The organism is Pedococcus dokdonensis, assembly GCF_900104525.1.
Lineage (GTDB): Bacteria > Actinomycetota > Actinomycetes > Actinomycetales > Dermatophilaceae > Pedococcus > Pedococcus dokdonensis.
Window position 1 is genome coordinate 3,847,588 of sequence record NZ_LT629711.1, and the last position, 24,856, is coordinate 3,872,443.

The following is a 24,856-nucleotide window of genomic DNA, read 5'->3' on the forward strand; positions in this document are numbered from 1 at the left end:
CAGACGGTGGTGAGGAGACAGCCATGGTGATCCTGGCCAGCCTCGTCATCCCAGCGGCCGTCGCCGTCTGGCTGCTCACCGGTGGCCGCGGGGTCTCGCACCGCGCGGCCAACTTCCTCGCCACGGCCGCGAGCGTGCTGACGCTCGCCGGCGTGCTCTTCGCCGTGATCACCCGCCCGACCGTCGACCGCGCCTGGGTGCCGTCGCTCGGGCTGCGCTGGCAGCTCTCCGTCGACGGCATCAGCGCCCCCCTCCTCCTGCTCACCGCGGTCCTCGGCGTCGCCGTGGTCCTGCACACCCTCGACCGGCCACCGAAGGGCGGCACCACGGCCGCCTTCCACGCCTGCCTGCTGCTCGTCGAGTTCGGGGCGCTGGCCACCTTCTACGCGCGCGACGCCGTGCTGTTCTTCGTCGCCTTCGAGGTCGTGCTCGTCCCGATGTGGGTGCTGATCACGCGGTTCGGTGACGCCCACGACGCGCCGGCCAGGGCCGATGCCGGTGGCCGCTTCGTCCTCTACACCGTGTTCGGCTCGACGCTCATGCTCGTCGGCATCCTCGCCCTCGTCGCCCAGGCGGGCACCTCCGACCTCGACGTGCTCGCCCAGGGTGGCGGGCACGGCATACCGGTGGGCACGCAGACCCTGGTCGCGGCCCTGCTGGTGGCCGGGCTGGCGGTCAAGGTGCCGGTCTTCCCGGTGCACACCTGGCTGCCGCCTGCGCACACCACCGCGCCCACGGCCGGCTCGGTCCTCCTCGCCGCCGTGCTGCTCAAGATGGGCACCTACGGCCTCGTGCGCCTGCCGCTCGCCTCGGTCCCGGACGGCTTCGCGAAGGTCGCGCCGGTCCTCGCGGTGCTCGGCGCCGTCGGCATCCTCTGGGGAGGCCTCGCCTGCCTGGTGGAGCGCGACCTCAAGCGGCTGGTCGCCTACTCCTCGGTGGCCCACATGGGGTTCGTCGTCCTCGGCCTCGCCAGCGGCACGCGCACCGGGTTGCAGGCCGCGCTCTTCGCGAACGTCGCCCACGGCGTCATCTCGGCCCTGCTCTTCGTCGTGGTCGGCGGACTCAAGGAACGCTGGGGGAGTGCCGACCTCGACACGGCGCGGGCCGCACTGCGTGAGGTCACGCCCCGGCTCGGGTTCGCGCTCGTCGTCGGTCTGGCCGCCTCGCTCGGGCTGCCCGGGCTGGCGGGCTTCTGGGGCGAGTTCCTCAGCGTGTATGCCGCGTGGTCACCCGCCGCCGACCGTCCCGAAGGCCTGTTCCGGGCGCTGGCCGTGGTCGGCGCAGTGGGCACCGTGCTCGCTGCGGCCTACGCGCTGCGGGTCGCGCGGACCGTCTGGGCCGGGGACCGCACCGAACCGCGGATCGCGGACAGCAGCGACAGCGAGTGGGACGTCATCGCGGTGCTCGTCGTGGCGGTGCTGCTGCTGGGCATCGCCCCCGGGCCGTTGCTGGCGCTCACCGACGACACCGTCACGACCATCGTCGGGGCCGCGCCGTGAGCGCTCCGACCGCCAGCACGCTGGTGACCTTCGACTGGCTGGTCCTGGCTCCGGTCGCCGTCCCCGCACTCGGGGCCGTCCTCGTCCTGGTCGTCGACGCCCTCGCGCCGAGACTGGTCCGGCTGCACGCCGCGGTCGGGCTGCTCGCGCTCACCGCGGCGATCGCCCTCGCCGTGCCCGGGGCGCTCCGGTCGGCCGACGACCCGCTCCGGTCCCTCTGCCTGCCCGCACCCGACGGCGCCTGCCTCTACGAGGCCGGCCCGCTGGCCAGTGCGCTCCAGCTCGGCGCGCTCGGCTCGGCGCTGGTGGTGCTCCTGCTCAGCTGGCCGGGCGCCGACCCGCGCGAGCCGCTGCGTGGCGGGCCGGCGGTCGTCGTGTCGCTCGTCCTGGCCGCCACGGCGGGGGCGGCGGGCGTCGCCGCCGCCCACGACCTGGGGTCGTGGCTGGTGTGCCTCGAGCTCGCCACGCTTCCCGCCATCGGCCTCGTCGCGCTGCGCGGCGACAGCCCGGCCGGCCGCGGTGCGCTCGCCCTGCTCACCACGTCGCTGGTGTCCTTCGCGATGGTGGTGCTCGGGGCCGCGCTCTGGCTGGTGTCGACCGGTGAGGCGGTCTTCGCCCCCGGCGGGGTGCAGGACGCCCTCGCCGACCCGCAACGCCGCGTGGTGCTGCTCCTCGCCGCACTGCTGCTGCTGGCCGGACTGGGGTTCAAGCTCAGCCTGGTGCCGTTCCATGCCTGGACGCCGCAGGCCTACGCCGGGGCCACCGAGCCGGTCGCCGCCTTCCTCGCCGCGACCTCCAAGGTTGCGGCGCTCGCCGCGCTGCTCGTCGTCGTGCGGCCGCTGGTGGGTGCCGGCGCCCCGGTGCTGGTCGCCATCGGCATCCTGGCTGCCGTCTCCATGACCCTTGGCAACGTCCTCGCCCTGGTGCAGGACGATCCGGTCCGGCTGCTGGCCTGGTCCACGGTGGCGCAGGCCGGCTGGGTCATCCTGCCGTTGTCGGCGCTCGACGATGGCGCGGCGGCGGCCTCGGGTGGCTACCTGCTCGCCTACGTCATCGCGACGCTCGTCGCCTTCACCGTCGTGCACGTCGTCACCGCCACGCCACGGCGCCGAGGAGTCGTCGACCAGGGCCGGACGCTCGCGGCCCACACCGGGCTGCTGCGCGCCCACCCCCTGCTCGGAGGGGCCCTGGGACTGGCCCTGCTCTCGCTCGCCGGGCTCCCGCCCGGCGTCATCGGGCTGGTGGCCAAGGTCGTGGCCCTGCGCCCGGTCGTCGGTGAGGGGCAGTGGCTGCTCGCCGTCGTCGCGGTGCTGAACGCGGTGCTCGGGGTGGCGGTCTACCTGCGCTGGTTCGCCGTGCTGCTGCGCGACCCCGACGAGGGGCCGGCGCGGGCCGTGATCCGCCGCATTCCGCGCTCTGCGCTCGCGGCACTCGTGCTCGGCGGCACCGCGCTCGTGGCCACCAGCGTCATGCCGCAGCTGCTGCTCGGCCTGCTCGGCTGACCCCGGGCGCTGAGGCGCACGTCACGGTCTGCCACAGGGAACGCACGCACGGAAGGGAGCGTTGAGCCAGACATGCACAACCACTTCAACGGGCTCAAGACGGCTGCGCTCTTCGGGGCCATCTTCGCCCTCCTGCTCGCCATCGGCGGCGTCATCTCGGCCTCGACGGGCAGCTCGGCGTTCATCTGGCTGTTCGCCCTGCTCGGCGTCGGCATGACGGCCTACGGCTACTGGAACTCCGACAAGCTCGCGATCAAGGCGATGCACGCCTACCCCGTCAGCGAGGCGCAGGCCCCGGCGATGTACCGGATCGTCCGCGAGCTCTCGACCGCCGCGGGCAAGCCGATGCCCAAGCTCTACGTCAGCCCCACCGCCGCCCCCAACGCCTTCGCGACCGGGCGCAACCCCGAGAACGCCGCCGTCTGCTGCACCGAGGGCATCCTCGGCCTGCTCGACGAGCGCGAGCTGCGCGGGGTGCTCGGCCACGAGCTGATGCACGTCTACAACCGCGACATCCTCACCGGCTCGGTGGCCGCCGCCGTGGCCGGCCTGATCACCTCGGTGGCCCAGATGCTGATGTTCGCCGGCATGTTCGGTGGCGGTGGCAACGACGAGGACCGCCCCAACCCGCTGGCCATGCTCGCCATGGCCCTGCTCGCGCCGTTCGCGGCGATGATGATCCAGATGGCGATCAGCCGCACCCGCGAGTACGACGCGGACGAGGACGGTGCCAAGCTCACCGGCGACCCGCTGGCCCTGGCGTCGGCCCTGCGCAAGCTCGAGACCGGGGTGGCCCGCGCGCCGCTGCAGCCGACCCCGGCGATCCAGAACTCCAGCCACATGATGATCGCCAACCCGTTCCGGCCCCAGGACGTGTCGCGCTTCTTCTCCACCCACCCGCCGATGACCGAGCGGATCGCGCGGCTCGAGGCCCAGGCCTATGGGTTCAGACAGCGCTGAGTCCCCCCGTCGGTTCATCCCCGAGGGGGACGGGGAATGAACCGACGTGGGATCTGCGTTATGGTTGTCGCAGTTGCAGTTCCTCGTGTGAGTGGGCCCGCCAGAGTGCGGGCCCTTTCCGTTAGCGGTGTATTCCGTGTCGTGTGATTTCGCAGCTGGTGGTCGCATCCGCGGCCGCATCGGCCAACCAGGAAAAGAGTTATCCCATGGCACAGGGAACAGTGAAGTGGTTCAACGCTGAGAAGGGCTTCGGCTTCATCGAGCAGGACGGCGGCGGCCCCGACGTCTTCGTGCACTACAGCGCGATCGAGACCAGCGGCTACCGCTCCCTCGACGAGGCGCAGCGCGTCGAGTTCGACATCACGCAGGGCCCCAAGGGCCCGCAGGCGGAGAAGGTCCGGGCCGTCTGACCCGCACCACCCCCTGAATGACTGACGAAGCCCCCGGCCACCCGGCCGGGGGCTTCGCTGTGCATGGCGGGCTGGTTGAATCGGGACCATGCCCTCACTGACGCGCGCCGAAGCCGCTCGACGATCCGAGCTCCTGACCGTGACGAGCATGACCGTCGACCTCGACCTGGCGCGGGCGAGCGACCCGGCGACCGAGACCTTCGTCTCGCGGACGAGGATCACCTTCGACTGCGCCGAACCCGGCGGCACGACCTTCGTCGACCTCAAGCCGGTCGAGCTCGGCAGCCTGGTCCTCAACGGCCAGCCGCTCGACCCGGCCGACCTGGCGGACGGGCGGGTCCAGCTGACCGGGCTGACCGCCCACAACGTCCTCGAGGTCGAGTCGACGATGGCCTACAGCCGCGACGGGCAAGGCCTGCACCGCGCGGTGGACCCGGCCGACGGGGAGCACTACGTCTACGGCCACCTCTTCCTCGACGCCGCCCCGCGGGTGTTCGCCTGCTTCGACCAGCCCGACCTCAAGGCGCCCTACACAATCACCGTGACCGCGCCGGAGCCGTGGCTGGTGATCGGCAACGGCGCCGCGAAGCAGTCGTCACCCAGCCGCTGGGAGCTTGCGACGACCCTGCCGCTGGCCACCTACTTCGTCACGGTCTGCACCGGTCCCTACGCCTCCGTGCACGACGAGCACGACGGCATACCCCTCGGCATCCACGCCCGCGCCTCCCTGCGGACGCACCTCGAGCGTGAGGCGACCCAGATGCTCGAGGTGACCAAGGCGAGCTTCGACTACTACCACTCGCTCTTCGGCATCCGGTACCCGTTCGGCGAGTACCACCAGGTGTTCGTGCCCGAGTTCAACGCCGGGGCGATGGAGAACCCCGGCTGCGTCACCTTCCGCGACACGATGGTCTTCCGCGGGGCCGCCGCCCGTGACGAGGTGCTCTCGCGGACCAACACCATCGCCCACGAGATGGCGCACATGTGGTTCGGCGACCTCGTCACGATGCGTTGGTGGGACGACCTGTGGCTCAACGAGTCGTTCGCCGAGTACATGGCCCACCGCACCTGCGTGGCCGCCACCGAGTTCACCGACGCATGGGTCGACTCCACCGTGGCCCGCAAGGGCTGGGGGTATGCCGCGGAGCGCACCCCGTCGACGCACCCCGTGGCCGGGTCCGCGGCGCTGGACGCCCAGGCCGCGCTGCAGGACTTCGACGGGATCTCCTACGCCAAGGGCGCTGCGACGCTGCGGCAGCTGATCGCCCACATCGGCGACGACGCGTTCATCGCCGGGGTCGGCGACTACCTGCGCGGGCACTCCTACGGCAACGGCACGCTGGCCGACTTCATGGGGTTCATGGAGCGCGCCTCGGGGCAGTCGCTCACCGCGTGGAGCCGGGCCTGGCTGCTGACCGCCGGGGTCGACGTGCTCTCGGTCGACCGGGCGACCGGCGTCGTCGAGCGCAGCGCGCCGAGCGAACACCCGGCCGACCGTCCGCACACGACCGACGTGGCCGGGTTCGCCGACGGTGCCGAGGTGTTCCGGGTGCCCCTGACGATCACGCAGGACAGCACCGTCGTCGACGGGCTCCGCGAAGCCCCTGCGGCGCAGCTCGTCGTCCCGAACGCCTCGGACCTCACCTGGGCGACCGTGACGCTCGACGCCGAGTCGGTGGCCGCCGTGCCCGGCGCCCTCGCCGCGGTGCCGGACCCCCAGGCGCGGGCGGTGGTGTGGATCGCGCTGGTGGACGGCGTGTGCCTCGGCACCGTGGACCCGCGGGTGCTGGTCCGCACGTTCGGGGCGGCCTGGCCGGCCGAGGACAGCGACTCCGTGCTGACCCGCACGGCGACCACCCTGCTGGGCAGGGTCATCCCGACGTTCCTGCCGCCGGGGGAGCACGAGTGGGCCGAGCGGGTCGTGGCCGAGTCGGCCGAGCAGGTGCTCGCGTCCGCGCAGTCCGGCTCGACCCGGGCCCTCGTCGCGGCCCGCACGGTGGCCAGGGCGTCCGACGACGAGTCGCTCCTGCGCGCGTGGGCTGCGGGCCGGGAGCGTCCGGCGGGGCTGGAGTCCGACTCCGACTTCGGGTGGATCGCGGTCCGCAACCTCGCCTCCCGTGGCCTGGTCGACGACGACTTCGTCGAGGAGCGCCGCGCCGCCGACGACACCCTGCAGGGGCGGCTCAGCGCCCTCCTCGCGCGGGCGGCGATGCCGTCACCGGCAGCCAAGGCCTGGGCGTGGCAGGAGCTCACCGCGAACCGCTCCCGCTCCAACTACGACCTGAACGCGCTGGCCCAGGGCTTCTGGCTGGCCGAGGACCTCGCGGTGGTGCGTCCCTATGCGGAGCGCTACTTCGTCGACGTCCCCGCGATGACCGCATGGGTCGGTGAGGACGCCATCGCCCGGGTCGCGACGCTCGCCTACCCCGGCCGGGTGGTCGAGCAGGAGACGGTCGACCGCAGCGAGGCGGCGCTCGGGGGTGGCGGGCTCAGCGTCGCCGTCCGCCGCGCGATGGTCGACGCCGAGTCCGAGCTGCGGGAGGCACTGCGTTCGCGAGCCGCCTTCGGCTGACCGGTCCGGCCGAAGCTCCCCCGACCGCCCGTGCGCCGCTGGCCCTCGGTGGACGTCTGCGCAGGTCAGCGGCGTGATCGAGCAGGGGTACGGCCGCAATGAGCCCGGATCCGAGGTATCGTGGCCGGTGGCGAGGCCGTCGGATGTCAGCAGACGTTCAGCTCCGTCCACGAGGTCTGGATGGATGACTGTCAATGCAGCGACTGACTGAGGGGTTCGTGCTCGGGGACCGTTACGTGCTCGGCGCCCGGATCGCCTCCGGTGGCATGGCCGACGTCTGGGCCGGCACCGACACCGTGCTGCAGCGCAGTGTCGCCGTGAAGGTGATGCGACCCGACACCGGGCACGAGGAGCTGTTCGCGCTGCGCTTTCGCGACGAGGCGGTGCACTCGGCATCCCTCCTGCACACCAACATCGCCACCCTGTTCGACTACGGCGAGCACGACGGCCTGGCGTTCCTCGTCATGGAGCTGGTCAAGGGTGACCCGCTGTCGGTCGTGCTCCGGCGCCGAGGCCCCCTCGACCCGGCGGAGGTCCGCTCGCTGGTCGGGCAGGCCGCGCTCGCGCTCGGGGTGGCGCACGAGGCGCGGGTGATCCACCGCGACGTCAAGCCCGCGAACATCCTGGTCCGCCCCGACGGCCTGGTGAAGCTCACCGACTTCGGCATCGCGCGCGCGCTCGACGCGGCCGGCCACACCCGGGCCGGCGAGATGCTCGGCACGCCCGACTACATCAGCCCCGAGCAGGCGATGGGCGAGGGCGCCACCGGCGCGAGCGACCTCTACGCCCTCGGCGTGGTCGCCCACGAGATGCTGTCGGGCCGCAAGCCGTTCGACCGCGGCACCCCGATCGCGACCGCGCTGAGCCACGTCAACGAGCCCCCGCCACCGCTGCCCGACGGCGTGCCCGAGGACCTCGCGTCCCTCATCACGGACTGCCTCGCGAAGAACCCCGCCGACCGTCCCGCCAACGCCCGCGAGGTCGCCGCCCGGATCGGACTCGGCGAGCACGAGCTCGCCGGCCTGGGCCTCGGCCTGGCCAGCTCCATCGACCGCTGGTCCGAGGCCGACATGCCCGAGGTCGACGGTTCCGTCATCCGGTTCCCCGACCTGGGCCGCCCGACGGTGGCGATGAGCACGGGCTCGGACGGCGCCTGACCACACGCAAAGGTATGCCGCCGTCCCCCGGTCGGGGACGGCGGCATACCTCTGTCTGGTGCTCGAGAAGCGTGGGGTCAGCGGTAGTTGGTGAACTGGACCGCGAAGTCGAGGTCCTTGCCCTTGAGCAGCGCCTGCACGGCCTGGAGGTCGTCGCGCGACTTGCTGGTGACGCGCAGCTCGTCGCCCTGGATCTGCGACTTCACCGACTTGGGTCCCTCGTCGCGGATGATCTTGCCGATCTTCTTGGCGTTCTCCTGCGAGATGCCCTCCTTGAGCCCCACCTCGAGGCGGTACTCCTTGCCCGACAGCTGGGGACCGCGCTCGGGGACGTCGAGGTGCTTGAGCGAGACCTTGCGCTTCACGAGCCAGGTCTGGAACACGTCGAGGACGGCGTTGGCGCGCTCCTCGGTGTTCGCCTTGATCACGACGGCGTCCTCGCCGCTCGCGTCGATCGAAGCCCCGACGTTCTTGAAGTCGTAGCGCGTCGCCACCTCGCGCGACGCGCTGTTGAGGGCGTTGGCGACCTCCTGGCGGTCGATCTTGCTGACGATGTCGAACGAGCTGTCGGCCATGGTGGCGGGTCCTTCCTGGGCGTCACGCGGCAGCCACCCGGCCGGGTGGATGCCGGTTTCGGCATTCGTGGTTGTCCTTGCTATCCTTCCACGCGCACCAAGGCAGGTTGCCCGAGCGGCCAATGGGAGTGGACTGTAAATCCATCGCGAAAGCTACGAAGGTTCGAATCCTTCACCTGCCACACTGCGAATTCGATTGACCACGAAGGCCCCCGCTGCACAGCGGGGGCCTTCGTCGTGAGATCTCGTGGTTTCGAGTCGGTTGTCCCGTTTTCCGTCATGCCAGGCGGTCGGCCCCGTCTTCGTCGGTGGGGCCGAGGGGTCCCGGGGGGCCGCTCGGTCCTGCCCATGACGAACCTCCTGGGGGAGACCATGACGAACACCGCCGCTGCGCCCGGGGCGCGAGAGGCCACCCTGATCCGGCTGCCCCTGGCGGCCCGCTGGCTCGTGGCCGCGGCCGCCTGTGCCGTAGTGCTGGCCTGCGCGGCCCTGCTGAGTGCCGGGGCCGCCCGGGCCGCGACCATCGATGGTGCCATCACGTCCATCACCACCACGGCCACGGGCACGACCCAGTGGGACCGGGTGGACTTCGGATGCACCTGGGCCGTGCCCGACGGCTCGGCACCCGGTGACACCTTCAGCCTCGACCTGCCGGTCGAGCTGAAGTGGTTTGGTGCGACGGACTTCGCCCTGGCCGGTCCCGACGGCCAGTCGGTGGCGCTGGCCCACGCCGACCCCACTGGCCACGTCGTGTTCACGCTGACGGACTACGTCCTCACCCATCAGACCGGGGTCCACGGGAGCTGCCATTTCGCGACCCAGTACGCCGCGCAGACCAGCGACGGGACGTCGCACCTGGACTTCCAGGTGGGCGGCGAGGTGATCAGGGTCGACCTCCCCACGACGGCTCCCTGCAGCCCGGACTGCACCGTGGACCGCGGCACCCCGAGCAAGTACATGTGGTGGGACGACGCCGCCCAGACCACGACCCAGTCGGTGATCCGGGCGTCCGCGACGGACTCCGACAGCAGCGTCGTCACCCTCACGGACGTGCCCGGTCCAGGGCTCGCGCTCGACTGCGCCTCGCTCACCGTGACAATCGGCAAGGTGCTCGATGCCCAGGGTTACGTGACCGACCCGCGCGACGACACTCTCTACCCGCCCGTGGTCACCTGCACGACCCAGGGCGCCAGCGTCACCTGGTCCGACGTCGCTGCGGGGGAGTACGCCGAGCTCTGGGTGCGCGCGGACGTCGTCGACCCCTCCGCCGCGACCTACACCAACCAGGGCACGGTCACCGTGAACGGCCGGACGGCGCCGGTCTGGAACGAGGTCCGGGCCAGCGACGCGGGTGGCGACGGGACCGGGTCCCCGACGTCCACGACCTCGACGACCACGACCTCGACGACCACGAGCCCGACGTCCACGAGCCCGACGTCCACGACCTCGACGACCACGAGCCCGACGTCCACGACCTCGACGTCCACGAGCCCGACGTCCACGACCTCGACGACCACGACCTCGACGACCACGACCTCGACGACCACGAGCCCGACGTCCACGAGCCCGACGTCCACGAGCCCGACGTCCACGAGCCCGACGTCCACGACCTCGACGACGACGGCCCCGACCGCGACGAACGCGACCTCGACGAGCGGGACCTCGACGACGTCCGCGGCGACGACGGCCCCGACCGGCACGACGACCCGCCCGACCCGCACCATCGTCTCCGCCGCGACCCTCGCCTTCACCGGCTCGGACGCCGGTCGCCTGGCGCTGGTCGCCGCCCTGCTGCTGGGGACGGGTGTCCTGCTCTCCGTGGCCGGACGCCGCGCCCGACGTCACTAGGCACCTCGCCCACCGGACCGGCCGCCACCGGACCGGCCGCGGCCCCGGCCAGCCCCGCGAGGTAGGTTCGACGCACCGAGGGGCACAGCCGGGAGCCCCGGCCGAAGCTGGGAGTCGTGCGTGCGCGTCGTCGTGATGGGTGCGGGTGGCTACGTCGGCAGCCGGCTCGTGCCCGTGCTGCTGGCCGCCGGCCACGACGTGACCGCCACGTTCACCCGCGCCGCCTCCGCCGAGCGGTTCTGGTGGGTCGACCGGGTCGACGTGGTCGAGCTCGACGTCCTCGACCGGCCCAGGGTCCGCGCGGCCTTCGAGGGCGCCGAGGCCCTGCTCTACCTCGTGCACGGGCTGGGGGGTGCCGACTTCGCGACGGCCGACCGCCAGGGTGCCTACAACGCGGCCCACGCCGCCGTTCGCGCCGGGCTCCAGCGGATGGTCTACCTCGGCGGCCTGGTGCCCGACATCCCCGAGACCGACCTGTCGCCGCACCTGAGGTCACGCCTCGAGGTCGAGCAGGTGCTGATGGACTCGGGGATCCCGACGCTGGCCCTGCGGGCCGCCATGGTCGTCGGGAGCGGGTCGACGTCCTTCGAGATCATGCGCCAGCTGAGCGAGCGGCTGCCCCTGCAGGTCCTGCCGCGGTGGATGGACCGTCAGGTCGAGCCGGTGGCCGTGACCGACGTGCTGGCCGCGCTGGCGGGCGCGCTGACGGCCACGGCCCGGAGCCGACCCTTCGACGTCGGCAGCGGCGAGCGCCTGTCGTATGCCGCGCTGCTGCGGCTCTACGCCGACCGTGCCGGGCTGCGCCGTGTCCAGGTGAGCGTTCCCGGGCTGCCGACTGCGGTGGTCTCGAGACTGGCGCCCGCCCTGACCCGGGCGCCCTCGTCCACGGTCCAGAGCCTGGTCGAGAGCCTGCGCCACGACATGGTGTGCGGGCGACCCGACTTCGCCGTGCAGCTGCTGCCGCCCGGCCACGTCCTCACACCCGTCGCCGAGGCCCTCGACCGGGCGCTGGCCGAGCCGGACCCGGCGGTGCCCGACGCGCAGCGCGACCCCCTCGGTCCGCTCAGCTCCGACCCGGAGTGGACCGGCTCGCTGTCGAGCTGACTCCTCAGGTGCTGCGGGCCGCCAGCTCGCGCTCGAGGTTGCGGGCGAACCCGACCCCCATCGCCGCGATGACACCCTGCATGGAGGCGTGCACGGCCGGCTTGGCCAGCCGGGGGAACGGCAGGTCCACCTCGACGCCGAGGCGGATCGCCAGCCGGGTGCCGTGGCCGGCGTCCTCGAGCTCGTAGGTGCCCTTGACCCCCGCGCGCTCGTCACCCACGGGGGCGTGGGTGTAGGCGATCCGCTCCTTCGGCGTGAACTCCATCCGCTCGGTGAACGACAGCCCGATGCTCTTGCCCAGCACCTCGATGGGGGCCAGCTTCCACAGCCAGGTGCTGCCGTGGTCCTGGATCGAGCGGACCATCGGCGTCAGCCGGGCCACCGTCCCGGCGTCGCGCAGCACCTCCCAGACCGCGGCCCGCGGGTGCGGCACGACGGCGGTCGAGTGCTTGGAGGCTGAGAACACGGTCATGACCCGAGTCTCGTCCATGCCCGGGACGGTCGCGCGGCACCCCCCGATCCACGACAGACTGTGGCCATGGTCGAGCGCAACTGGGCTGGCAACCACACCTACGCCGCGCGAGAGCTGGTGTCTCCGCGCAGCGTCGACGAGCTGCAGGAGGTCGTCACCGGCAGCGAGCGGGTGCGCGCCCTGGGGTCGCGGCACTCGTTCACGGGGATCACCGACACCGACGGGGTGCTCGTGTCGCTGGCCGACCTGCCCGACGTGGCCGTGGTGGAGGTCGACGCGGACGCTGCGACGGCGACGGTCGGTGCCGGCGCGGCATACGGGGCGGTGGCCATGGAGCTGGAGCGGCAGGGCTGGGCGCTGGCCACGCTGGCCTCGCTCCCGCACATCAGCGTCGCCGGCGCGGTGGCGACGGGCACCCACGGGTCCGGCGACTCGACCGGCTCGCTGGCCGCGGCGGTGGCCGGCCTCGAGCTCGTCGGCGCCGACGGTGAGCTGCGCCGGCTGCGCCGCGGTGACGCGGACTTCGACGGGAGCGTCGTCGGCCTCGGCGCCCTCGGCATCGTCACGCGGATCACGCTCGACCTCGAACCCACCTACGCGGTGCGCCAGGACGTCTTCACCGGGTTGTCCTGGGACGCGGTCGAGCAGCACTTCGACGCGATCACCTCGACGGCACACAGCACCAGCATGTTCACCCGGTTCGAGGCCGAGGGCGTGCGGCAGGCGTGGTTCAAGAGCCGGGCGGCCGACGCCCCGACCGAGACGTTCGGGGCGCTGGCCGCCACCGGTCCGCTGCACATGCTCGAGGACGCCCCGACCGAGTCGGTGACCGACCAGACCGGCGTGCCCGGCCCGTGGCTCGACCGGCTGCCGCACTTCCGCATGGAGTTCACCCCGAGCCGGGGGGCCGAGCTGCAGAGCGAGTACCTCGTGCCCCGCCGGTCCGCCCTGGCGGCGATCGCCGAGCTGCGCCGGCTGTCCGCCACCATGGCGCCAGTGCTCCAGGTGGCCGAGATCCGCACCGTCGCCCGCGACGCGCTGTGGCTCAGCAGCTCCTACGACACCGACGTCGTCGGCTTCCACTTCACCTGGCTGCTCGACGAGGCAGCCGTGTATGCCGTGCTGCCGGAGATGGAGGCGGCCCTCCTGCCGTTGGGGGCGCGTCCCCACTGGGGCAAGTGCTTCGTCGCGCAGGCCGCCGAGCTGGCGCCGCTCTACCCGCGCTGGGAGGACTTCCGGGGCCTGCGCGAGCGGGTCGACCCGGGCCGCAAGTTCGGCAACGCGTTCCTCGACGGCGTCCTCGGCTGACCGACCTGCTGGGTGGCCGCCTGTGAGAGTCTGGCCGACGTGAGCGAACCAGCCCCCGCGGCACCGCGCCGTGGGCGTCCCGGCTACGACCAGGAGACGGTGCTGCGCCGGGCGATCGAGCTGTTCAACGAGCAGGGCTACGACGGCACCAGCATGGGTGACCTGGCTCGCGAGCTGGGGTTCACCAAGTCCGCGATCTACCATCACGTGCCGAGCAAGACCCACCTGCTGGCGCTCGCCCTCGACGAGGCCCTCGACGGGCTCACCCGCGCGATCGACGAGGCGAGCGCCGACGTCACCGGCCGCACGGCATACCAACGGCTGCGGGACGTGGTGCACCGCAGCGTGGAGGTGCTCGTGGAGCACCAGCCAGCCGTCACGTTGCTGCTGCGGGTGCGGGGCAACAGCGAGGTCGAGCTGGAGGCGCTGCGCCGACGGCGCGAGATCGACGCCCGGCTGGCGGCCCTGGTGACCGAGGCGATCGACGAGGGGTCGTTGCGCTCCGACGTGCCCCCGGCCCTGGTGAGCCGGCTGCTGTTCGGGATGGTGAACTCACTCGTCGAGTGGCACCGCGCCGGAGGGGGAGTCGAGCGCGCGCAGCTGTCCGAGGCGATCACGACGATCGCGTTCGACGGGCTGGCCCTGCCGGCGCAGCAGACGCCGCCCCACCGGACGCCGCACCGGGAGGCGCCTCACCAGGCGTAGAAGCCGCGCCCGCTCTTGCGGCCGAGCTCGCCGGCGGCGACCTTGTCGCGCAGCAGCTGCGGCGGCTCGAACCGCGGACCCAGCTCGCGCGAGAGGTGCTCGGCGATCGCCAGCCGCACGTCGAGTCCGACGATGTCGGTGGTGCGCAACGGTCCGATGGGGTGCCGGTAGCCGAGCGTCATGGCGGTGTCGATGTCCTCGGCCGACGCGACGCCCTCCTCGACCATCCGCATCGCCTCCAGCGCGATGGCCACGCCGAGCCGGCTGCTGGCGAAGCCCGGCGAGTCCTTCACGACGACTGCGGTCTTGCCGAGCGTCGCCGCCCAGCCCTGCGCCTGATCGACCAGCGCTGCCGAGGTGCGGCTCCCGACCACCACCTCGAGCAGGTCGCTGGTCGGCACCGGGTTGAAGAAGTGCAGCCCGATGAACCGATCCGGCGAGCGCAGGCCGTCGGCGATGGCGTCGATCGACAGCGAGCTGGTGTTGGTGGCGAGGACCGCCTCGGGGACGACCTGCTCCACGCGCTGGAACACCGACCGCTTGAGGTCGACGTCCTCCGGCACCGCCTCGACGACCAGGTCCACGCCGGCCAGCCCGTCGACGTCAGCGGTCGCCGACACGTGCGTCGTGACCTCGGCCGGGTCGGAGTCGCCGAGGGTGCCTCGCTCGGCGGCCTTGTGCAGGCTGGTCGTGACCCGCTCGAGCGCGGCCGCCGCCGCTGCCGAGTCGCTCTCGACCACGACGACCTCGCAACCGGCGAGCGCGAACGCATGCGCGATTCCGGCCCCCATCCGGCCGCCGCCGAACACGCCCACGCGGGCCGGCAGCGGGATCTTCTCGACAGTCATGGGTCTCCTCGGGGGGCAGGTGTCGGTGGTGCGCTAGTGCGGGTCAGGCGTCGAAGTCGACGGTGACCGCGTCACTGACCGGGAACGACTGGCAGGTGAGGACGAAGCCCTGCTCCACCTCGCCCTTCTCCAACGCGTAGTTGCGGCGCATGTCGACCTCGCCGTCGCGCACCAGGGCGCGGCAGGTGCCGCAGACGCCCCCCTTGCAGGCGAACGGCAGGTCGGTGCGGGTGGCCTGGGCGGCATCGAGGATGGACTGTCCGCGCGGCATCGGGGCGGTCGAGCTGGTGCCGTCGAGCACGACCGTCACGTCGCTCGTCTCTCCCTCGACCACCGCATCGGCCCGGCGCAGCTCGGGCGGCGGCTCGTCGACGTAGAAGAGCTCGAAGTGCACGCGGTCCTCGGCGACCCCGACCTCGGCCAGCACCTCGCGTGCCGCCCCGATCATGGCGAAGGGACCGCACAGCCACACGTCGTCGACGTCCCGGACCGGCACGAGCACGTCGAGCAGCCGCCGCAACCGGTCGGCGTCGATCCGGCCCGAGAAGAGCTCGACGTCGCGCGGCTCGCGAGAGAGCACGTGGATCAGCTGCAACCGGGCGCCGTACCGGTTCTTGAGGTCGGCGAGCTCCTCGGCGAACATGACCGACCCGGTGGTGCGGTTGCCGTAGATCAGCGTCACCTCGGCCTCGGGGTTGGTGAGCATCGTCGCGGCGATCGACAGCATCGGCGTGATGCCCGAACCGGCCGCGATGCAGAGGTGCCGGCCGCCGGTGGCCGGGTCGGCCCGGAAGCTGCCGGACGGCGTCTGCACCTCGACCTCGGTGCCGGGTGCGACCTCGTGCACCAGCCACCGCGAGAACAGCCCGTCCGGGATCTCGCGCACGCCGATGCGGGGTCGCTCACCGACGGCGGCGCAGATCGAGTAGGTGCGGCGGTGCTCCTGCCCGTCGATGCGACGGCGCAGGGTGAGCGACTGACCCGCTGCGAAGTCGTAGGCCGCGGCGAGCTCGGCCGGGACGTCGAAGCTCACCGCGACGGAGTCGTCGGTGAGCTGCTCCACGGAGTGGACCTTGAGGGTGTGGAAGACGGGGGCGGTGCGGCCCTTCCTGGGGATGAGCAGCGAGCCGGTGGAGGTGGTCACGGCCTAGATCTCCTTGACGTGCTCGAACGGCTCCAGGCAGCTGGTGCAGCGGTAGAGCGCCTTGCAGGACGTGGCGCCGAACTCCGAGGTGAGCTCGACGTCGCCGGACCCGCACCGCGGGCAGTGCAGGGAGCGGCGGGTGGGCAGCAACGACAGGGCGACCGGTCCTGATCGCGCCGGGGCGGGGCCGGGCGCCGAGAGGCCGTGGTCGGCCAGCGCGCGACGACCTCGATCGGTGATCCAGTCGCTCGACCACGCGGGGCTGAGCGCGACCCGCACGGTGGCCGCGAGGCCCGCCTCGCCGAGGCTGCGGACCAGGTCGTCGCGCATCGTGGCCATCGCCGGGCAGCCCGAGTAGGTCGGGGTGATGGTGACCGTGACGGCACCGTCCTCACTGACCGCCACGCCGCGGAGCACGCCGAGGTCCTCCAGGGTCAGCATCGGCATCTCGGGGTCGGTGACGCGGCGCGCGACGGCGAGGGCCTGCTCGCGCGTCGTCTCGGGGTCGGCCGCGGGCGCAGGTTTCGGTCCGGATGGGTGGGAGGCCTGCGCGCGCCGGGGGACACGAGTGGTCGCGGTGGTCGCGGTGGTCGCGGTGGTGGTGGCGGTCATGGTCACCACCGACCCATCGGGTGGGCGCGGGCCACGACCTGCAGCTCGCCCAGGATCCGGCTGAGCGCCTCGGTGTGCATACCGTCGCGGCCCTGGCGACCTTGGACGGCGGCCATCGGTGCGACGTCCGGCTGCTCCACGCCGCTGAGCGCGAAGACCTGGGCGAGCACGACGGCGACCGCGTCGGCCACCGTCGACGGGTCGACCCCGACGCCGGTCTGCGCGACCCGGGCCTCGACCTCGTGCGTGGCGAACAGCTCGGCCCGGAGGGGCCACACGGAGCGAAGCGCGACCTCGATCCGGCGCCGCGACTCCGCGGTGCCGCGCGCCAGGGTGAGGAACCAGCGACCCGCGTAGTCACGGTGGTAGGTGAGCTCCTTGACGCCCTTGGCCGCCACCGCCGACAGCACGTGGTCGCGGCTGTCGACGAGCTGCTCGAAGACCGCGATCCGGGCGCTCGAGAAGAGCAGGAGCTTGACGATCGTCACCGCGAAGTCGCCGTTGTCGAGCTCGACGAGCCGCGCGTTGCGGAACTCGCCGGCGTCACGGAAGAACGCCAACGCGTCCTCGGGGGCACGGGCGAGCCCTCGGGCAAGGTGGGGACGAGCGAAGGGTCGGCGGCGGCCGCGCGGGCGAGCAGCAGACGGGCCTGGCCCAGCAGGTCGAGTGCGATGTTGGACAGCGCGATGTCGTCCTCGAGGTCGGGTGCGCGGCTGGTCCACTCGGACAGGCGCTGCGACGCCACCAGGGCGTCGTCGGCGAGCATCAGGCAGTAGGTGCCGAGGTCGCGGGCGTCGACCCCGTCGGGGATCGTCGTGTCGACGCCGGCCAGCGGGTCCTCGAAGTCGGTGCCGAAGGCCCAGTGCGAGGGGTCGCCGCCGAGCAGGCCGTCGTAGACCGAGCCGTGCGCGTCGTTGGGGTCGGGGGCCGGGTGCGAGGGCTGGTGGGCGACGTCGTCGGCCACCGACTGGATCGCGTCCAGCTCGTCGGGGCCGTCAGAGGTGGTCTCGGGCATGGGTCAGCAGCTCACATGTGGGGGACGTCGTCGGGGATCTCGTAGAACGTGGGGTGCCGGTAGACCTTGTCGCCACTGGGGGCGAACATCGGGTCCTTCTCGTCGGGGCTCGACGCCGCGATGTCGGCCGACCGCACCACCCAGATGCTGACGCCCTCGTTGCGGCGGGTGTAGACGTCGCGCGCGTGGCGCAGCGCCATCTCGTCATCGGCCGCGTGCAACGAGCCCACGTGCACGTGGTTGAGCCCGCGCTTGCCGCGGACGAACACCTCGTAGAGCGGCCACTCGGCGCGCACGCCACCACCGGTCGGCTCGCTCACGCCACGCCCTCCTCACGCACCGAAGCCTGCTGGGCGGCATACGCACTCGCGGCCTCGCGGACCCACGCACCGTCCTCGTGCGCCTTGCGGCGGTGGGCGATCCGCTGCGTGTTGCACGGGCCGTTGCCCTTGACCACCTGCATGAACTCGTCCCAGTCGGGCTGCCCGAAGTCGTGGGCCTGCCGCTCGTCGTTCCAGCGCAGCTCGGGGTCGGGGAAGGTGACGCCGAGTGCCTTCGCCTGGGGCACGGACATGTCGACGAACCGCTGGCGCAGGTCGTCGTTGGTGTTGCGCTTGATGCCCCACGCCATCGACTGCGCCGAGTTGGGCGACTCGTCGTCGGGTGGCCCGAACATCATCAGCGCCGGCCACCAGAACCGGTTGACCGACTCCTGCACCATGGCGCGCTGCTCGTCGGTGCCCTGCATCATCGTCATCAGCAGCTCGTAGCCCTGCCGCTGGTGGAAGGACTCCTCCTTGCAGATGCGGATCATCGCCCGCCCGTAGGGCCCGAACGACGTCCGACAGAGCGGCACCTGGTTGCAGATCGCCGCGCCGTCGACCAGCCAGCCGATGGTGCCGACGTCGGCGTAGGACAGCGTCGGGTAGTTGAAGATCGAGGAGTACTTCTGGCGGCCCTCGATCAGCATCTCGGTGAGCTGCCCGCGACTGACGCCCAGGGTCTCGCAGGCCGAGTAGAGGTAGAGCCCGTGGCCGGCCTCGTCCTGCACCTTGGCCAGCAGGATCGCCTTGCGCCGCAGTGAAGGGGCACGGCCGATCCAGTTGCCCTCGGGCTGCATGCCGATGATCTCGGAGTGGGCGTGCTGGGCGACCTGGCGCACCAGCGTCTTGCGGTAGCCCTCGGGCATCCAGTCGCGCGGCTCGACCCGGTCGTTGCGGGCGATCGTCGCCTCGAACCCGGCGAGCAGCTCGGCTGCACCCGACGCGTGGGTGCCCGACGCGTGGGTGCCCGACTCGTCGGTGCCCGACGGGGTGGTCGTGGTGTCCGTCATGCAGCCCTCCACGGTGAGGCGAGGTGGTGAACGATTAACTGACCGAACGGTCTGTAATAGTGTCGCAGGCGCCGTCCGCTGTTGGCAACTACCGGACCCACGGTATGCCGGGCGGCCGCATTACTCGCGAGTCACCCGGGATCGGTGGCAGGCTCGGCAGCGATCCGCTGTCCGCCGTCGCTGGGAGGCCCACCCGATGTTCTCGCGCATCGCCATCGTCAACCGCGGCGAGGCCGCCATGCGGCTCATCCACGCGGTGCGCGACCTCAACGCTCAGGCCGGGCTGGGCGGGTCGGACGACGGGCACCGCATCGAGACCGTCGCGCTGCACACCGAGGGCGAGAAGCGCGCCATGTTCGTGCGCGAGTCGGACCACGCCTACAACCTGGGTCCGGCGGCCAACCGTCCCTACCTCGACTACGCGGTGCTGGAGAAGGCGCTGCGCGAGACCGGCGCCGATGCCGCCTGGGTGGGCTGGGGCTTCGTCGCCGAGCACCCCGATTTCGCGGCCCTGTGCGAGCGGATCGGGGTCACCTTCATCGGCCCGAGCCCGGAGGCGATGCGCAAGCTCGGGGACAAGATCGGCTCCAAGCTGATCGCCGAGGAGGTCGGGGTCCCCGTCGCACCGTGGAGCCGCGGTGGGGTCGACACCCTCGAGGACGCCAAGTCCGCGGCCGCGCGCATCGGCTACCCGTTGATGCTCAAGGCGACCGCGGGTGGTGGTGGGCGGGGCATCCGCATGGTTGCGTCCGACGCCGACCTCACCGACGCCTACGAGCGCACTCGTGACGAGGCCGAGCGCGCGTTCGGGTCCGGCGTGGTCTTCCTCGAGAAGCTCGTGACCGGTGCCCGCCACGTCGAGGTCCAGGTCATCGCCGACGGCCAGGGGACCGCGTGGGCGCTGGGTGTGCGCGACTGCTCGGTGCAGCGCCGCAACCAGAAGGTGATCGAGGAGTCGGCCTCGCCGGTCCTGCAGCCCGAGCAGGTGGCCGAGGTCAAGGCCAGCGCCGAGCGGCTGGCGATCGCCGTCGGCTACGCCGGGGCCGGCACGGTCGAGTTCCTCTACCACCCGGGGGAGAAGTTCTTCGCCTTCCTCGAGGTCAACACCCGGCTGCAGGTCGAGCACCCGATCACCGAGATCACGACCGACACCGACCTGGTCAAGCTGCAGATCCACGTCGCAGGCGGGGGTCGGCTCGAGGGTGAGCGCCCGGTCGAGGAGGGGCACGCCGTGGAGGCCCGGCTCAACGCCGAGGACCCCGACCGCGACTTCGCGCCGTCACCCGGCCGGATCACGTTGCTCAACCTGCCCGCCGGCCCCGGCATCCGCGTCGACACGGGGGTGGGGGAGGGCGACTCGATCCCGGCCGACTTCGACTCGATGATCGCCAAGATCATCGCCGTCGGCCGCAACCGCGACGAGGCGCTGGCCAGGCTGCGCCGCGCGATGGGCGAGACCACCGTCGTCATCGAGGGTGGTGCCACCAACAAGAGCTTCATCCTCGACCTGCTCGACCAGCCCGAGGTGATCGACGGCAGCGCCGACACCGGGTGGATCGACCGGGTCCGTGCCGAGGGCCGCCTCGTCTCGCATCGGCACTCCGGCGTCGCGCTGGTCGCCGCCGGCATCGAGGGCTACGAGGACGAGGAGGCCGTCGAGCGCACCCGCCTCCTCGAGACCTCGCGCGGTGGGCGCCCCCAGGTGCAGCACCGCACCGGCCGCGCCATCGACCTCAAGCTGCGCGGCACGGCATACAAGGTCACGGTGTGGCGGATCGGGCCGCACCGGTTCCGCGTCGCGATCGCCGCCGGCGCCACCGAGCAGACCGTCGATGCCGACCTCGACCGGCTCGACGACTACACCAGCCGGATCACCATCGCCGGGCGCACGCACCGGCTGATCACGGCGACCCACGGGCCGGTGCAGCTCGTCGAGGTCGACGGCGTCACCCACCGCGTCAGCCGTGACGAGGGTGGTGTGCTGCGTTCTCCCGCACCGGCGCTCGTGGTCGCGACCCCCGCGCCAGTGGGCTCCGAGGTCGCGGCCGGGGCACCCGTGCTGGTCCTGGAGTCGATGAAGATGGAGACCGTCCTGCCTGCCCCGTTCGCGGGCCGGGTCAAGGAGCTGCTCGTCTCCGCCGGCAGCCAGGTCGAGACCGGCGCGCCGCTCGTGCGGCTCGAGCCGGTCGGCGACGGCGACGACGCTGCCGACGTCACGGCCGACGACCACGTCGACCTCGACCTGCCCGACGACGTCTCCAACGGTGGTGCCGCCGCCACCGCGGACCAGGCCCGTGCCGCGCTCGCGGCGATGCTGCTCGGCTACGACCTCGACCAGCGCGACGAGGGCAGCACCCTGACGCGCTACCTCACCGCGCGCGACGAGCTGACCACCCAGGGTGACTCCCAGATCCGGGCCGAGGTCGCGGTGCTCGAGGTGTTCGCCGACCTCGCCGAGCTGAGCCGCAACCGGCCGGCCGGCGAGGAGGCGCACGTCGAGCACCGGGTGCACAGCCCGCGCGAGCACTTCCACACCTACCTGCAGAGCCTCGACCCCGACCGTGGGGCGCTGCCCGAGCAGTTCCGCAGCAAGCTCGGCAACGTGCTGCGCCACTACGGCCTCGACAGCCTCGACCGCACCGCCGAGCTCGAGCAGGCCGTGTTCCGGGTCTTCCTGTCGCAGCAGCGCTCCGCACCCGACGTGGCCCTGGCGACCTCGCTGCTCCAGCGCTGGATGGTCGAGCCGTGCCCGGAGCCGCCGCTCGACGCCGCCGCCCGCGAGGTGCTCGACCGGCTGGTGGTGGCCACCCAGCTGCGCTTCCCGGTCGTCGGCGACCTGGCCCGCAGCGTGCGGTTCCGCTGGTTCGACCAGCCGCTCGTCGACGCCGACCGCGCCAGCGTCCTCGGTGGGGTGAGCGACGAGCTGACGGCACTGGAGGGCATGCCCGGGGGTGAGGAGCGGGCCAGTCGGATCGACGCACTCGCCGCGATCCCCGAGCAGATCGTCCAGTTCCTGGCCGACCGTCTCGAGAGCGGTGTGCCGCAACGCGAGCCGATGCTGGCCGTCCTCATCAAACGGCACTACCGCGAGCACGACCTCACCGGGCTGCGCGAGCTCGCCGTCGGTGACCGCCCGTTCGCGGTGGCCGACTACACCCTCGACGGCCGGGGCACGCACCTCGTCACCAGCGTCGGCCGGGTCGACGAGCTGGTGCCCGGGAGCGACCTCGCCGAGGCCGTGGCGGCACAGCTGGCCGCGACGCCTGAGGGCTCCGACGGTGTCGTCGACCTCTACCTTTCGTGGCCCGACGAGCCGGCGTCGCCGGAGGACGCCTCCGCCCGTCTTAGCGAGCTCCTCGTCGGTCTGCCGTTCGCGCACGGCCTGCGTCGCGTGGCCATCGCGGTCTGCCCGGGTGGCGGACGACCGGTCGGCTACTTCACCTTCCGCCCCGACGGTGACGGCGGGATGGTCGAGGACCGGCTGGTCCGGGGCGTCCACCCGATGGTCGGGCGGCGGCTCAACCTGTGGCGGCTGCGCGACTTCGAGGTCACCCGCCTCGACGCCCCCGACGACGTGCTGCTCTACCTGTGCACCGCGCCCGGCAACGAGGCCGACCAGCGGCTCGTCGCCCTGGCCCAGGTCCGCCAGCTGGTCGTCGTCCGTGACGAGCAGGGCCGGGTCACGGCGCTGCCGCACGCCGAGCGCGCGATCGCCAACTGCCTCGAGGCGATCCGCCGGGCTCGATCGGCCCGGGGTGCGGCCGGCGCACGCCTCGACATGAACCACGTGTGGGTGCACATCTGGCCGGCGATCGAGGCCGACCTCGACCAGCTCACCGCGCTCCAGGCCAAGATCGCCCCGCTGACCGCCGGCGCCGGCATCGAGGAGGTGCTCGTCCAGGGCCGGATCGCCACGCCCGACGGCGCGAGCGCCCCCCTGGCCGCGCGGTTCCACTTCCAGCCCGGGTCCGGGGTCGTCACCTCGGTGCAGGAGCCGCCGACGATCCGCCTGGCGCCGCTGGACGACTACGCCCAGAAGGTCGTGCGGGCACGGCGCCGAGGCGTCGTCTACCCCTACGAGCTGCAGGCCATGATCGCCGGGCCCGGTGGCACAGCGACCGAGTACGACCTGGACGACACCGGCGTGCTCGCGCCGGTCGACCGGCCCTACGGGCACAACAAGGCCGGCATCATCGCCGGCGTCATCACCACCCCGACCGAGCGCTACCCCGAGGGCATGACCCGGGTGCTGCTCTGCGGCGACCCGCTCAAGGCGCTCGGTGCGGTGTCCGAGGCCGAGTGCGCGCGGATCATCGCCGCCCTCGACCTGGCCGAACGGATGCGGGTGCCGGTGGAGTGGTTCGCGCTGTCGGCCGGGGCCCGCATCTCGATGGACTCCGGCACCGAGAACATGGACTGGGTCGCCAAGGCGCTCAAGCGCATCATCGAGTTCACCCAGGCCGGTGGCGAGATCAACATCGTCGTCGCCGGGATCAACGTCGGCGCCCAGCCCTACTGGAACGCAGAGGCCACGATGCTGATGCACACCAAGGGAATCCTCGTCATGACGCCGGACAGCGCCATGGTCCTCACCGGAAAGCAGTCGCTCGACTTCTCCGGTGGCGTCTCGGCCGAGGACAACTTCGGGATCGGTGGCTACGACCGCGTCATGGGGCCGAACGGGCAGGCGCAGTACTGGGCGCCCGACCTCGCTGGCGCCCGCGACGTGCTGATGGGGCACTACGACCACACCTACGTCCACCCCGGCGAGCCGGGGCCTCGCCGCGCGACGACCACGGACCCCACGGACCGGGACGTCACGGCATACCCGCACGTGATCCCGGACTCGGCGTTCACCACGGTCGGCGACATCTTCTCGCCGGACACCAACCCCGATCGCAAGAAGCCGTTCGACATCCGGGTGCTGATGGCCGCGGTCGCCGACCAGGACCACCCCGCGCTGGAGCGCTGGGCCGGCATGGCCGACGCCGAGACGGCGGTGGTGCAGGACGCGCACCTCGGTGGGATCCCGGTGTGCCTGTTGGGGATCGAGTCCAAGAACGTGCCGCGCCGCGGGTTCCCGCCCACCGACGGCCCCGACACCTACACGGCGGGCACGCTGTTCCCGCGCTCGTCCAAGAAGGCGGCCCGGGCGATCAACGCCGCCAGCGGCAACCGGCCGCTCGTGGTGCTCGCCAACCTGTCCGGGTTCGACGGCTCACCGGAGTCGATGCGCAGCCTGCAGCTCGAGTACGGCGCCGAGATCGGCCGGGCCATCGTCAACTTCGACGGTCCCATCGTCTTCTGCGTCGTGTCCCGCTACCACGGTGGGGCGTTCGTGGTCTTCTCCAAGGCGCTCAACCCGTCGATGACGGTGCTCGCGATCGAGGGCTCGTTCGCCTCGGTGCTGGGTGGCGCGCCGGCGGCTGCCGTCGTGTTCTCCCGCGACGTCGACGCCCGCACCGCCGCCGACCCGAGGGTCACCGAGCTCGAGGCCCGGGTCGGGGAGGCCAAGGGCGCCGACCGCGCCCTGCTGGCCGCCGAGCTGGCCGACCTGCGCACCTCGGTCCGCAGCGAGAAGCTCGGCGAGGTCGCGTCGGAGTTCGACAGCGTCCACAGCATCCACCGTGCCGTCAGCGTGGGCTCGGTCGACGCCGTCATCGACCCGCACGAGCTGCGTCCGCGGATCATCGCCGCAATCGAGGAGGGCCTCGCCCGCCAGGCCTGACGCCCCGCCCCCGTCGCTATCCCATGCAAAAGGCGAGTTAGCGCCGCGCCGGATGTCGCTAACT

General features: G+C 72.3%; 20 protein-coding genes and 1 tRNA gene. 12 read left to right on the forward strand and 9 right to left on the reverse strand.

Going from position 1 to position 24,856, the window contains the following annotated elements:
• Positions 1-23: 23 nt before the first annotated feature.
• The 6 genes from BLQ34_RS18135 (at position 24) to BLQ34_RS18160 (ending at position 8,100) form a co-directional block, all read left to right on the forward strand.
• Positions 24-1,499, forward strand: a complete 1,476-nt coding sequence (locus BLQ34_RS18135) for a complex I subunit 4 family protein (RefSeq protein ID WP_091788765.1) — start codon at positions 24-26, stop codon at positions 1,497-1,499.
• Positions 1,496-3,001, forward strand: a complete 1,506-nt coding sequence (locus tag BLQ34_RS18140; RefSeq protein ID WP_231961355.1) for an NADH-quinone oxidoreductase subunit N — start codon at positions 1,496-1,498, stop codon at positions 2,999-3,001. The genes BLQ34_RS18135 and BLQ34_RS18140 overlap by 4 nt, the downstream gene beginning before the upstream one ends.
• Before the next feature lie 72 nt (positions 3,002-3,073).
• Positions 3,074-3,961 (forward strand): zinc metalloprotease HtpX, encoded by an 888-nt coding sequence (gene htpX / locus BLQ34_RS18145; RefSeq protein WP_091788768.1) that lies wholly within the window; start codon positions 3,074-3,076, stop codon positions 3,959-3,961.
• Positions 3,962-4,167: 206 nt separating this feature from the next.
• Positions 4,168-4,371: a cold-shock protein gene (locus BLQ34_RS18150; RefSeq protein WP_091788771.1), complete on the forward strand. Its 204-nt coding sequence runs from the start codon at positions 4,168-4,170 to the stop codon at positions 4,369-4,371.
• An 88-nt stretch (positions 4,372-4,459) separates the two neighbouring features.
• On the forward strand, positions 4,460-6,943 hold the full coding sequence (gene pepN / locus BLQ34_RS18155; protein WP_091788774.1) for an aminopeptidase N: 2,484 nt from the start codon (positions 4,460-4,462) through the stop codon (positions 6,941-6,943).
• A 194-nt stretch (positions 6,944-7,137) separates the two neighbouring features.
• Positions 7,138-8,100 (forward strand): serine/threonine-protein kinase, encoded by a 963-nt coding sequence (locus BLQ34_RS18160; protein ID WP_091788777.1) that lies wholly within the window; start codon positions 7,138-7,140, stop codon positions 8,098-8,100.
• A gap of 77 nt (positions 8,101-8,177) precedes the next feature.
• Here BLQ34_RS18160 and BLQ34_RS18165 read toward each other — a convergent pair whose 3' ends face one another.
• The gene (locus tag BLQ34_RS18165) at positions 8,178-8,675 is read right to left on the reverse strand and encodes a YajQ family cyclic di-GMP-binding protein (protein WP_091788780.1); all 498 of its coding nucleotides are present in this window, start codon (positions 8,673-8,675) and stop codon (positions 8,178-8,180) included.
• A gap of 101 nt (positions 8,676-8,776) precedes the next feature.
• Between BLQ34_RS18165 and BLQ34_RS18170 the strand changes: the two genes are divergently transcribed.
• From BLQ34_RS18170 to BLQ34_RS18180, 3 genes are all read left to right on the forward strand, one after another.
• Positions 8,777-8,857: transfer RNA gene (locus BLQ34_RS18170), tRNA-Tyr, on the forward strand.
• 166 nt (positions 8,858-9,023) lie between these two features.
• On the forward strand, positions 9,024-10,523 hold the full coding sequence (locus BLQ34_RS18175; RefSeq protein ID WP_091788783.1) for an Ig-like domain-containing protein: 1,500 nt from the start codon (positions 9,024-9,026) through the stop codon (positions 10,521-10,523).
• A gap of 120 nt (positions 10,524-10,643) precedes the next feature.
• Complete coding sequence (locus tag BLQ34_RS18180) at positions 10,644-11,627, forward strand: NAD(P)H-binding protein (RefSeq protein ID WP_091788785.1); 984 nt, start codon at positions 10,644-10,646, stop codon at positions 11,625-11,627.
• 4 nt (positions 11,628-11,631) lie between these two features.
• Here the strand turns inward: BLQ34_RS18180 and BLQ34_RS18185 are convergent, their stop codons facing one another.
• The gene (locus tag BLQ34_RS18185) at positions 11,632-12,099 is read right to left on the reverse strand and encodes an SRPBCC family protein (RefSeq protein ID WP_157693133.1); all 468 of its coding nucleotides are present in this window, start codon (positions 12,097-12,099) and stop codon (positions 11,632-11,634) included.
• 66 nt (positions 12,100-12,165) lie between these two features.
• Here BLQ34_RS18185 and BLQ34_RS18190 point away from each other — a divergent pair, with 66 nt between their 5' ends.
• Positions 12,166-13,407: an FAD-binding protein gene (locus BLQ34_RS18190; protein ID WP_091788791.1), complete on the forward strand. Its 1,242-nt coding sequence runs from the start codon at positions 12,166-12,168 to the stop codon at positions 13,405-13,407.
• A gap of 39 nt (positions 13,408-13,446) precedes the next feature.
• Positions 13,447-14,112 (forward strand): TetR/AcrR family transcriptional regulator, encoded by a 666-nt coding sequence (locus tag BLQ34_RS18195; protein WP_091790214.1) that lies wholly within the window; start codon positions 13,447-13,449, stop codon positions 14,110-14,112.
• On the opposite strand, the gene BLQ34_RS18200 is transcribed toward BLQ34_RS18195, so the two are convergent.
• The 7 genes from BLQ34_RS18200 to paaA are packed head-to-tail and all read right to left on the reverse strand — an operon-like array spanning position 14,100 to position 19,064.
• Positions 14,100-14,960, reverse strand: a complete 861-nt coding sequence (locus BLQ34_RS18200) for a 3-hydroxyacyl-CoA dehydrogenase family protein (RefSeq protein WP_172829427.1) — start codon at positions 14,958-14,960, stop codon at positions 14,100-14,102. The genes BLQ34_RS18195 and BLQ34_RS18200 overlap by 13 nt on opposite strands.
• Before the next feature lie 43 nt (positions 14,961-15,003).
• On the reverse strand, positions 15,004-16,104 hold the full coding sequence (gene paaE, locus BLQ34_RS18205; RefSeq protein WP_091788794.1) for a 1,2-phenylacetyl-CoA epoxidase subunit PaaE: 1,101 nt from the start codon (positions 16,102-16,104) through the stop codon (positions 15,004-15,006).
• Between the two features lie 3 nt (positions 16,105-16,107).
• Positions 16,108-16,716 carry a 1,2-phenylacetyl-CoA epoxidase subunit PaaD gene (gene paaD / locus BLQ34_RS18210; protein ID WP_091790218.1) on the reverse strand — a complete coding sequence of 203 codons (609 nt, stop codon included), beginning with the start codon at positions 16,714-16,716 and terminating at the stop codon, positions 16,108-16,110.
• Between the two features lie 2 nt (positions 16,717-16,718).
• Complete coding sequence (gene paaC / locus BLQ34_RS18215) at positions 16,719-17,276, reverse strand: 1,2-phenylacetyl-CoA epoxidase subunit PaaC (RefSeq protein WP_269457307.1); 558 nt, start codon at positions 17,274-17,276, stop codon at positions 16,719-16,721.
• The gene (locus BLQ34_RS19455; protein ID WP_269457308.1) at positions 17,201-17,731 is read right to left on the reverse strand and encodes a Phenylacetic acid catabolic protein; all 531 of its coding nucleotides are present in this window, start codon (positions 17,729-17,731) and stop codon (positions 17,201-17,203) included. The genes paaC and BLQ34_RS19455 overlap by 76 nt, the downstream gene beginning before the upstream one ends.
• Positions 17,732-17,742: 11 nt before the next feature.
• Positions 17,743-18,051 carry a 1,2-phenylacetyl-CoA epoxidase subunit PaaB gene (paaB, locus tag BLQ34_RS18220; RefSeq protein ID WP_091788797.1) on the reverse strand — a complete coding sequence of 103 codons (309 nt, stop codon included), beginning with the start codon at positions 18,049-18,051 and terminating at the stop codon, positions 17,743-17,745.
• Positions 18,048-19,064, reverse strand: a complete 1,017-nt coding sequence (paaA, locus tag BLQ34_RS18225; protein WP_091788800.1) for a 1,2-phenylacetyl-CoA epoxidase subunit PaaA — start codon at positions 19,062-19,064, stop codon at positions 18,048-18,050. The genes paaB and paaA overlap by 4 nt, the downstream gene beginning before the upstream one ends.
• Before the next feature lie 196 nt (positions 19,065-19,260).
• Here paaA and BLQ34_RS18230 point away from each other — a divergent pair, with 196 nt between their 5' ends.
• Positions 19,261-24,792 (forward strand): ATP-binding protein, encoded by a 5,532-nt coding sequence (locus BLQ34_RS18230; RefSeq protein WP_091788802.1) that lies wholly within the window; start codon positions 19,261-19,263, stop codon positions 24,790-24,792.
• The last annotated feature ends 64 nt before the right edge of the window (positions 24,793-24,856 follow it).